General features: G+C 71.7%; 7 protein-coding genes. 3 read left to right on the forward strand and 4 right to left on the reverse strand.

Annotated features, from left to right (window positions below):
- Positions 1-27: 27 nt before the first annotated feature.
- The 3 genes from meaB to VF330_RS16055 are packed head-to-tail and all read right to left on the reverse strand — an operon-like array spanning position 28 to position 4,926.
- On the reverse strand, positions 28-1,020 hold the full coding sequence (gene meaB, locus VF330_RS16045; protein ID WP_330852393.1) for a methylmalonyl Co-A mutase-associated GTPase MeaB: 993 nt from the start codon (positions 1,018-1,020) through the stop codon (positions 28-30).
- Positions 1,013-3,148 (reverse strand): methylmalonyl-CoA mutase, encoded by a 2,136-nt coding sequence (scpA, locus tag VF330_RS16050; RefSeq protein ID WP_330852394.1) that lies wholly within the window; start codon positions 3,146-3,148, stop codon positions 1,013-1,015. The genes meaB and scpA overlap by 8 nt, the downstream gene beginning before the upstream one ends.
- The gene (locus tag VF330_RS16055; protein ID WP_330852395.1) at positions 3,145-4,926 is read right to left on the reverse strand and encodes a methylmalonyl-CoA mutase family protein; all 1,782 of its coding nucleotides are present in this window, start codon (positions 4,924-4,926) and stop codon (positions 3,145-3,147) included. Before VF330_RS16055 ends, scpA begins: the two co-directional genes overlap by 4 nt.
- Positions 4,927-5,027: 101 nt before the next feature.
- Between VF330_RS16055 and VF330_RS16060 the strand changes: the two genes are divergently transcribed.
- From VF330_RS16060 to VF330_RS16070, 3 genes are read left to right on the forward strand one after another with little or no spacing between them, the layout of a single operon-like run.
- Complete coding sequence (locus VF330_RS16060) at positions 5,028-6,662, forward strand: serine/threonine-protein kinase (protein WP_330852396.1); 1,635 nt, start codon at positions 5,028-5,030, stop codon at positions 6,660-6,662.
- A gap of 9 nt (positions 6,663-6,671) precedes the next feature.
- Complete coding sequence (locus VF330_RS16065) at positions 6,672-7,463, forward strand: purine-nucleoside phosphorylase (RefSeq protein WP_330852397.1); 792 nt, start codon at positions 6,672-6,674, stop codon at positions 7,461-7,463.
- Complete coding sequence (locus VF330_RS16070; RefSeq protein WP_330852398.1) at positions 7,460-9,064, forward strand: phospho-sugar mutase; 1,605 nt, start codon at positions 7,460-7,462, stop codon at positions 9,062-9,064. The genes VF330_RS16065 and VF330_RS16070 overlap by 4 nt, the downstream gene beginning before the upstream one ends.
- Before the next feature lie 18 nt (positions 9,065-9,082).
- Here VF330_RS16070 and VF330_RS16075 read toward each other — a convergent pair whose 3' ends face one another.
- On the reverse strand, positions 9,083-9,418 hold the full coding sequence (locus VF330_RS16075; protein WP_330852399.1) for a hypothetical protein: 336 nt from the start codon (positions 9,416-9,418) through the stop codon (positions 9,083-9,085).
- Positions 9,419-9,482: the final 64 nt, after the last annotated feature.

A 9,482-nucleotide genomic window follows, 5' to 3' on the forward strand; every position in this document is an offset into this window, starting at 1 on the left:
CGATGGTCACCCAAACTAGCTAAGCGCCTACCGAGAGTCCGATTGGAACGCGGTCAGGATCTGCTCCGCGGCGAGGGTGGCGGTGAGCTCCCCCGACCGCACCTTCTCCATCAGGGAGGGGGTCAGGGACCGCACGGCGGCGCTGTCGCGCACCTGCCGCCGGAGCTCGTCGTGGACCATCATCCAGGTCCAGTCGACCTGCTGGCGGCGGCGCCGCTCGTCCAGCTCGCCGGCGTCCGCCAGGGTCCGCCGGTGTTCCAGCACTCGGGACCAGAGCTCGTCGAGGCCGGTTCCGGTGAGACCCGAGCACGTGAGCACCGGCGGGTGCCAGACCGCGTCCGGCGGCCGCAGCAGCTTGAGCGCCCCGGCCAGTTCGCGCGCGGCCTTGCGGGCGTCCAGCTCGTGCTCGCCGTCGGCCTTGTTGACCGCGATGACGTCCGCGAGCTCCAGGATGCCCTTCTTGATGCCCTGGAGCTGGTCGCCGGTGCGCGCGAGCGTCAGGAACAGCGAGCAGTCCGTCATGTTCGCGACGGCGACCTCGGACTGCCCGACGCCGACGGTCTCGACCAGCACGACGTCGAAGCCCGCGGCCTCGACCAGCACGATCGTCTCGCGGGTGGCCTGCGCGACGCCGCCGAGCGTGCCGGAGGTCGGCGACGGCCGGATGAACGCGTTCTCGTCGACCGACAGCCGCTGCATCCGCGTCTTGTCGCCCAGGATGCTGCCGCCGGTGCGGGTCGACGACGGGTCGACGGCGAGCACCGCGACCCGGTGCCCCTGCCCGGTCAGCGCGGTGCCGAGGGCGTCGATGAACGTCGACTTGCCGACACCGGGCACGCCGGTGATGCCGACGCGGATGGCGTCACCCGACTTCGGCAGCAGCTCGACCAGCAGCTCCTGCGCCTTCGCGCGGTGGTCGGCGCGCGTCGACTCGACCAGCGTGATCGCCCGTGCGAGCACGCCCCGGTTGCCGCCGAGCACGCCCTTCGCGTACTCGGCGACGTCGATCGTCCTAGGCATCGTGGCCGAGCTGCGCTGCCAGCTTGACCAGCAGGTCCTTCGCGGCGTCCGCGATCACCGTGCCGGGCGGGAAGATCGCCGACGCGCCCGCCGCGTACAGCTCCTCGAAGTCCTGCGGCGGGATCACGCCACCGACGACGATCATGATGTCCTCGCGGCCGAGCTTGACGAGCTCCTCCTTGAGCGCGGGCACGAGCGTGAGGTGTCCGGCCGCCAGCGAGGAGACGCCGACGATGTGCACGTCGGCCTCGGTGGCCTGGCGCGCGACCTCCTCCGGCGTCTGGAACAGCGGGCCGACGTCGACGTCGAAGCCGAGGTCCGCGAACGCCGTGGCGATCACCTTCTGGCCGCGGTCGTGCCCGTCCTGCCCCATCTTCGCGACGAGGATGCGCGGGCGGCGGCCCTCCTCCTCCGCGAACGTCTCGACGACCTCGCGGCAGGCGTCCACGTTGGACACTTGGCCGACCTCCTGCCGGTAGACGCCGGTGATGGTGCGGATCTGGGCGGAGTGCCGGCCCCAGACCTTGCCGAGCGACTCGGAGATCTCGCCGACGGTGGCCTTGGCGCGGGCGGCGTCGATGGCCAGCTCCAGCAGGTTGCCGCCGCCGCCCGCCGCGTTCGTCAGCGCCGCCAGCGCACTGTCCACAGCGGACTGGTCGCGTTCCTCCCTGAGGCGGCGCAGCTTCTCGAGCTGCTGGGCGCGCACGCCGGCGTTGTCGACCTTGAGGACCTCGATCTCCTCGTCGCTGGTCACGAGGTACTTGTTGACGCCGATGACGGGCTGACGGCCGGAGTCGATGCGCGCCTGCGTCCGCGCCGCCGCCTCCTCGATGCGCAGCTTGGGGATGCCCTCGTCGATCGCGCGGGCCATGCCGCCGGCCTTCTCGACCTCGGTGATGTGCTCCCACGCCTTGGCCGCGAGCTCGTTGGTGAGGCGTTCGACGTACGCGCTGCCGCCCCACGGGTCGATCACGCGCGTGGTGCCGGACTCCTGCTGGAGCAGCAGCTGCGTGTTGCGGGCGATGCGCGCCGAGAAGTCGGTGGGCAGCGCGAGGGCCTCGTCGAGCGCGTTGGTGTGCAACGACTGCGTGTGCCCCTGCGTCGCGGCCATCGCCTCGACGCACGTGCGCGCGACGTTGTTGAACACGTCCTGCGCGGTCAGCGACCACCCGGACGTCTGGCAGTGCGTGCGCAGGCTCAGCGACTTGGGCGACTTCGGGTCGAAGCCCTTGACGAGCTTCGCCCAGAGCAGGCGCGCGGCCCGCATCTTGGCGATCTCCATGAAGAAGTTCATGCCGATGGCCCAGAAGAAGCTGAGCCGCGGCGCGAACGCGTCCACGTCGAGCCCGGCCTCCCTGCCCGCGCGGAGGTACTCGACGCCGTCCGCGAGCGTGTAGGCCAGCTCCAGGTCGGCCGTCGCCCCGGCCTCCTGCATGTGGTAGCCGGAGATCGAGATGGAGTTGAACTTAGGCATCTTCTGGCTGGTGTAGCTGAAGATGTCGGAGATGATCCGCATCGACGGCTGCGGCGGGTAGATGTAGGTGTTGCGGACCATGAACTCCTTGAGGATGTCGTTCTGGATGGTCCCCATGAGCTGCTCCGGCTTCACCCCCTGCTCCTCCGCCGCCACGACGAACAGGGCCAGGATGGGCAGCACCGCGCCGTTCATCGTCATCGACACGGACATCTTGTCGAGCGGGATGCCGTCGAACAGCGTGCGCATGTCGTAGATCGAGTCGATCGCGACCCCGGCCATGCCGACGTCACCGGCGACGCGCGGGTGGTCGGAGTCGTAGCCGCGGTGGGTGGCGAGGTCGAAGGCGACGCTCAGGCCCTTCTGCCCGGCCGCGAGGTTGCGGCGGTAGAAGGCGTTCGACTCCTCCGCCGTCGAGAACCCGGCGTACTGGCGCACGGTCCACGGCTGGTTGACGTACATCGTCGGGTACGGACCGCGCAAGAACGGCGCGATGCCGGGATAGGTCTCCAGGAAGTCGAGACCGTCCACGTCGGACTGGCCGTAGACCGGCTTGACCGCGATGCCCTCCGGCGTCTCCCAGGCGGGGAGGTCGGTCTCGTACTTGGCCGACGGGAGCGGGCCGAGGTCGATGTCCGCGAAGTTGGGGATCATCGCTCCACTCCCAGGTGCGCGTAGGTGCTGTTGAGGATCTCCAGTGCCGGGCAACCCGCGTAGACCTGGCCGTCGACCCGCGCGTCGGTCTTCCTGCCCGCCAGCAGCACCCGTTCGGCGCCGGCTGCGCGCAGGGCCTCGACGGTCTCGACCGCCTGGTCGGCGTAGCTCGACTCGCTGCCGCAGAGGACGGCGATCCTGGCCCCGCTGGCCTTGAACTTCTCGGCGACCTCGCCCGGCGAGCCGGTCGGGCCCGCGTTCGGGGTGGCGAAGCCGCCGGCGTTGAAGAGGTTGGCGGCGAAGGTGGCGCGGGCGGTGTGGGCGGCGACCGGGCCGAGGGTGGCGAGGAAGACCTGCGGGCGTTCCGGCTGGGCGTCGGCGAGGTCGCGGAGCTCCTCGAAGGCCTGTGCGTACCGCACCCGCGGCAGCCCGAAACTGTCAGACCCGCTTGAGAGGCTTGGGATGGGGGGTGGATCCCCCCAGGGGGCCTGCGAGTCGGAATCGATTCCGGAGGCGGGGTCCGGCGCGACCGCCGGGTCGCGGACCACCGGCTTCTCGCCGAGGTTCGGGTACTCGCTGACCCCGGTGACCGGGTCGCTGCGGTCCGCCAGCCGCGCCGACCGCCTGGCCCACGTCTCCGCGATCCGCGACCGGACCAGCTCCCCGGCGGCGGGCAGGCCACCGGCCCGTTCGAGCTCCTGGAACCACGCCCAGGCCGAGGAAGCCAGCGACTCCGTCAGCTGCTCCACGTACCAGGACCCGGCCGCGGGGTCGATCACCTCGCCGAGGTGCGACTCCTCCAGCAGCAGGTTCTGCGTGTTGCGGGCGATCCGGCGCGCGAACTCGTCCGGCAGGCCGATCGCCGCGTCGAACGGCTGCACCGTCACGGCGTCGGCGCCGCCGAGACCGGCGGACAGGCAGGCCACGGTCGTGCGCAGCATGTTCACCCACGGGTCGCGGCGGGTCATCATCGCCGACGACGTGATTGCGTGCTGCAGTTGCACAGCTTCGCCGGCACCGGACACCTCGGCCACGCGCGCCCATAGCCTGCGGGCCGCCCGCAGCTTGGCGATCGTCGTGAACTGGTCGGCCGTCGCGGCGTAGCGGAACTCCAGCTGCGCGAAGGCCTCCGGCGCCGACAGGCCCGCGTCCGTCAGGGCGCGCAGGTACGACACGGCCAGGGCCAGCGAGGCACCCAGCTCCTCGGTGTCCGAGCCGCCCGCGTCGTGGAACGGCAGCGCGTCCACCACGACGGTCCGCAGGCCCGGGAACTGCGCGCGAGCCTGCCGGATCACGTCGAGAGCTTCACCCGAGGGTGTCAGTGCGAGGTTGCCGCGCACGTCCGACGCCAGCACGGGCGCCTGGTCGTAGATCCGCAGCATCGCGCGCGCCGCGTCGACGGAACCGTCGAGCACGATCGGCGCGAGGTCGAGGTAGACGCCGTCGAGCAGGCCTTCCAGCGAGGCCGCGGGTACGGCGAGCCACAGCGACGTGACGCCGCCCTCCAGGTCGTTCATCAGAGCGACCGGGTCGGGCACGGAGTGGCGCTGGCGGACGTCCCAGCCCTGCTTCGCCGGCACCAGCGCGTACGGCGGGAGGGCGTCGTCGAGGGTGTACAGCGGCTGCAGCTCGATGCCGTCGTACGTCTTGGTGACCAGCGAGTCGTAGCTCGCGCCGGTCTTGGTCAGGACGGCGTCGACCAGGTCACGCCACTGTTCCCTCGACGCCGAGGGGAACTCGTTCGGGCGGAATTCGGCGGGCAAGGCCAACTCCATCATGCGTTGCAGTGTTACCGAGCGGTACCGGCACGGCTATGTGAGGTTCACCGCCGTTAACGATGCAGTGAAGCCCCTCCGAGTGTCTCAGGAATGATGAACCGGTGGAGAACGGTGACCAGGAGCGCTTGATCGCGGCCAGATACCGGCTGCTGCACCTGCTCGGTCAGGGCTCGATGGGCACCGTGTGGGCCGCTCACGACGAGGTGCTGCGCCGCCAGGTCGCGGTCAAGGGGATCCTGCGGCCGCCCGGCATGCCCGACGTGGCCGCCGACGAGCTCCGGGAACGGACCATGCGCGAGGCGCGGGCCGTCGCCGCGCTCTCCCACCCGAACGTGGTGACGCTCTACGACGTGGTGCAGCACGAGGGCGACCCGTACGTCGTGATGGAGCAGGTGCCGTCGCGCAGTCTCGGTGAGGTGCTGCAGGAGCAGGGCTGCCTCACCGAGAAGCAGGGCGCGGCGGTGCTGGACGCGGTCGCGTCGGCGCTGGCGGCCGCGCACCGGGCGGGCATCACGCACCGGGACGTGAAGCCCGGCAACGTGCTGATCGCGGACGACGGCCGGGTGAAGCTCACCGACTTCGGCATCGCGCGCAACGTCGCCGAAGCCACCATGACCGCGCGCGGCATCACGCTCGGCACCCCCGCCTACATCGCGCCCGAGGTGGCGCAGGGCGGTGACGTGTCGGAGGCGGCCGACCGGTGGTCGCTCGGCGCGACGATGTGGGCCGCGATGGCCGGTGAGCCGCCGTACGTGGGCAAGAACGTCATGCAGACCATCAACGCGGTGATCAACGGCGACGTGCCGGTGCCCGCGGGTGCCGGTCGGCTCGCGCCGGTGGTCAGCGGGCTGATGCGCAAGGACCCGGCGGAGCGGATGTCGCTCGTCGACGTGCGCAGGCAGGTCTACGCGCTGCTGCCGGAGCCGGGCACGGACGCGTTCGAGGTGCGCGAGCCGGTGGCGCCGCCGGTGGTCGTGCGGCCCAAGCCGAAGATCGAGCCGGACGCGCCGCTGGCCGACGACCCCGGCCCGTTGCCGTTCCTGGTCACCAAGCCGTTGCCGCCGCGGGAACGCGGCCGCGTCGCCTCGGTGCTCGTGCTGGTCGCGGCCGTGCTGCTGTTCGTCGCGGGCTCCGGCGGCGGGTTCGCGCTGACCAGGCTCGCGGCGGGCGCCACGCTGCTGCCGCCGGCCCGGCAGACGACGCAGACCCTGCCCACCCTGCCGACGTCGGCGACGCTGGAACCCAGGACAGCGGCCGCGGTGAGCGCGAACGGCGACCAGGGCGGCAAGTTCACGCTGAACGTCGACGAGAGCTGGACGACCTACGCCGAGCAGCGCGCCGCGGACACGCGCCTGCCGGCGTCGGCGGTGGTGCACTTCGTGTCGGGCAGCGGCGCGTACGAGGCGGCCGTGCACCGGTTCCCGGACTTCTACCCCAAGCGCGACCTCAAGACGTACTTCTCCGGCGTGCAGGCGCGGTGGCCCGGCCGGTTCTTCGGCGGCGAGAAGGTGCCGACGCCGAACCTCCCCGGGCCGCGGTTCGAGGACAGCGTCCAGTTCATCTACCGGACGGTCGAGGGCGACGAGCCCACGACGTCACGGCGGTCGCACTTCTCCCGCGTGCTCCCCTACGGCAGCGACCTGTGGGTCGTCGAAGTGGTGGTGCCCACGGAGCAGGAGGACGAGGCGCGGGCGCGCCTGTTCGACGCGATCGCCTCGACGTTCGCCCCGGTTTAAGCTCTCGCGGTGACTCCAGAAGAGCTGGCCGGCAAGGCCGCGGAAGAGATCCAGAGCCGCACCGGCATCGAGAAGCACGACATCGCCATCGTGCTCGGCTCCGGCTGGCGGCCCGCCGCCGACGTGATCGGCGAGCCGGTCAGCGAGATCGGCGTGGGTGAGCTGACGGGCTTCGAGGCGCCGACCGCGCTCGGCCACGGCGGCACCATCCGTTCCGTCGAGGTGGGCGGCAAGAAGGTCCTCGTCGTCCTCGGCCGCACCCACGGCTACGAGGGCAAGGGCGTGCAGAAGGTCGTGCACGGCGTGCGCACCGCCGCCGCCGCGGGCGTGTCGACGGTCGTGCTGACCAACGCCGCCGGTGGCCTGCGGCAGGGCATGTCCGTCGGGCAGCCGGTGCTGATCTCCGACCACCTCAACCTGACCTCGTTGTCGCCGCTGGTCGGCGCGCGGTTCGTCGACCTCACGGACCTGTACTCGCCGCGGCTGCGCAAGCTCGCGCAGGAGATCGACCCCTCGCTGGAGGAGGGCGTGTACGCGGGCCTGCCCGGCCCGCACTTCGAGACGCCCGCCGAGATCCGGATGCTGCGCACGATGGGCGCCGACCTGGTCGGCATGTCGACCGTGCACGAGGCCATCGCCGCGCGTGCCGAGGGAGTCGAGGTGTTCGGGCTGTCGCTCGTCACGAACCTCGCGGCCGGCATCACCGGTGAGCCGCTGAACCACCAGGAGGTGCTCGACGCCGGTGCCGCCGCGGCCGAGCGCATGGGCACGCTGCTGCGCGAGCTGGTGGACCGCGCATGAGCCTGGCGCCGGCCCTGCGTGACGCGACGTTCCGGTGGATCGCCGACGACCCGAGCACGGCCACCCGCGAGGAGCTGCAAAGCGTTCTGGCGCGGGCGATGGGCGGTGACCCCGCCGCGTTGGAGGACCTCCAAGACCGGATGGCGGGGCCGCTGACGTTCGGCACGGCCGGTCTGCGCGGGCCGGTGCGAGCGGGCACGAACGGCATGAACGTCGCCACCGTCGTCCGCGCGACCGCCGGTCTGGCGTCGTGGCTCGGGGCGGCGCGGGGCATCGTGTTCGTCGGCCGCGACGCCCGGCACGGCTCGGAGGAGTTCGCCGTCGCCGCCGCCGAGGTCATGGCCGCGGCGGGCTTCGACGTGCGGGTGCTGCCCGGACCGCTGCCGACGCCGGTGCTGGCCTACCTGGTGCGGGCGCACGACGCGGTGGCGGGCATCCAGATCACCGCGTCGCACAACCCGCCCGCGGACAACGGCTACAAGCTCTACCTGGCCGGTGGTTCGCAGATCGTGCCGCCGTCGGACGGCGAGATCGAGAAGGCGATCGAGTCGGTGCCGGCGGCGGTGTCCGTGCCGCGAAACGCTTCGTACAGCACGGTTTCGGACGCCGAGGTCGACGCCTACCTGGACCGCGTGGCGCAGCTGCCCACGGGCCAGACGCGGTCGTTGAAGATCGCGCTGACGCCGATGCACGGCGTCGGTGGCGCGTTCGCCGTGGAAGCGTTGCGGCGCGCGGGTTTCACCGACGTGCACGTGGTGCGGTCGCAGGCGGTGCCGGACCCGGACTTCCCGACCGTGGTGTTCCCGAACCCGGAGGAGCCGGGCGCGTCCGACGAACTGCTCGCCCTCGCGGCGTCGGTGGACGCGGACCTCGCCATCGCGCTGGACCCGGACGCGGACCGGTGCGCTCTCGGCGTCAAGGACGGCGACACGTGGCGGATGCTGCGCGGGGACGAGACGGGCGTGCTGCTCGGCTCGCTCGTGCTGTCCACCACCGACTCCACGGACCCGCTGGTGGCGACGACGATCGTGTCGTCGTCACTGCTGAAGTCGATCGCGGCCGCACACGGCGCGCGGTACGCGGAGACGCTGACCGGCTTCAAGTGGCTGGCGCGCGCGGGCGAAGGTCTCGTGTTCGCCTACGAGGAGGCGCTCGGCAACTGCGTCGACCCCGCGCACGTCGCCGACAAGGACGGCATCTCGGCCGCGGTCGTCGCCGCCGACCTCGCCGCCGGGTTGAAGGCCTCCGGTCGCACGCTGCTGGACGCGCTGGACCAGCTGGCGGTGGACCACGGCCTGCACCTGACGGACCAGGTGTCGTTGCGCTACACCGACCTGAGCCTGATCGGCGCGACGATGTCCCGCCTGCGGGCGAACCCGCCGGCGGACTTCGCGTCCGAGGACCTGCTGCCGGGCGCCGACGTGCTGCGGTGGACGGCCGACGGCGTGCGCGTGATCGTGCGACCGTCCGGCACCGAGCCGAAGCTCAAGGCGTACCTGGAGGTGGTCGAGCCCGTCACGGCCGGACTGGAGTCCGCCCGTGCGTCCGGCCGGGCCAGGCTGGCCGAGCTGCGGGAACGGGTGACCGAGCTGGTCAGCTGACCCGCTCGGTCTGCTCGCTCAGCCGGCGATCGCGATCGCCAGGCACAGCGCGGCGACGACGAAACCCCCGCCGGCCACGAAGTAGGCCCTCCTGGTCGGCGGGGTCACCGCGTTGCGGCGCCCCTCGGTGACCGCCGCGACGGCGATCCGCCCGAAGATGTACGCGATCGTGCAGAGCCCCACGCCGAGTCCGAGCAACATCGTGTTGACGTCCCACGGGCTGTGGTCGAACCCCGGCCACAGCGACGCGAAGAGGGGCCCGAACCCGATCATCCCGATGCCGATCGCGAGGCCGAAGCCCCAGGTGATGCGACGTTGACGAGGACTGGTGGTCATAAGGGCGGTGGTCTTCATGGTCCCTCCTGTGTACACCCGTTAAGACGTGCTTCCGGCCTCGGGGTTCCGTTTCCGGAGCAAC

Source organism: Lentzea sp. (genome assembly GCF_036380075.1).
Lineage (GTDB): Bacteria > Actinomycetota > Actinomycetes > Mycobacteriales > Pseudonocardiaceae > Lentzea.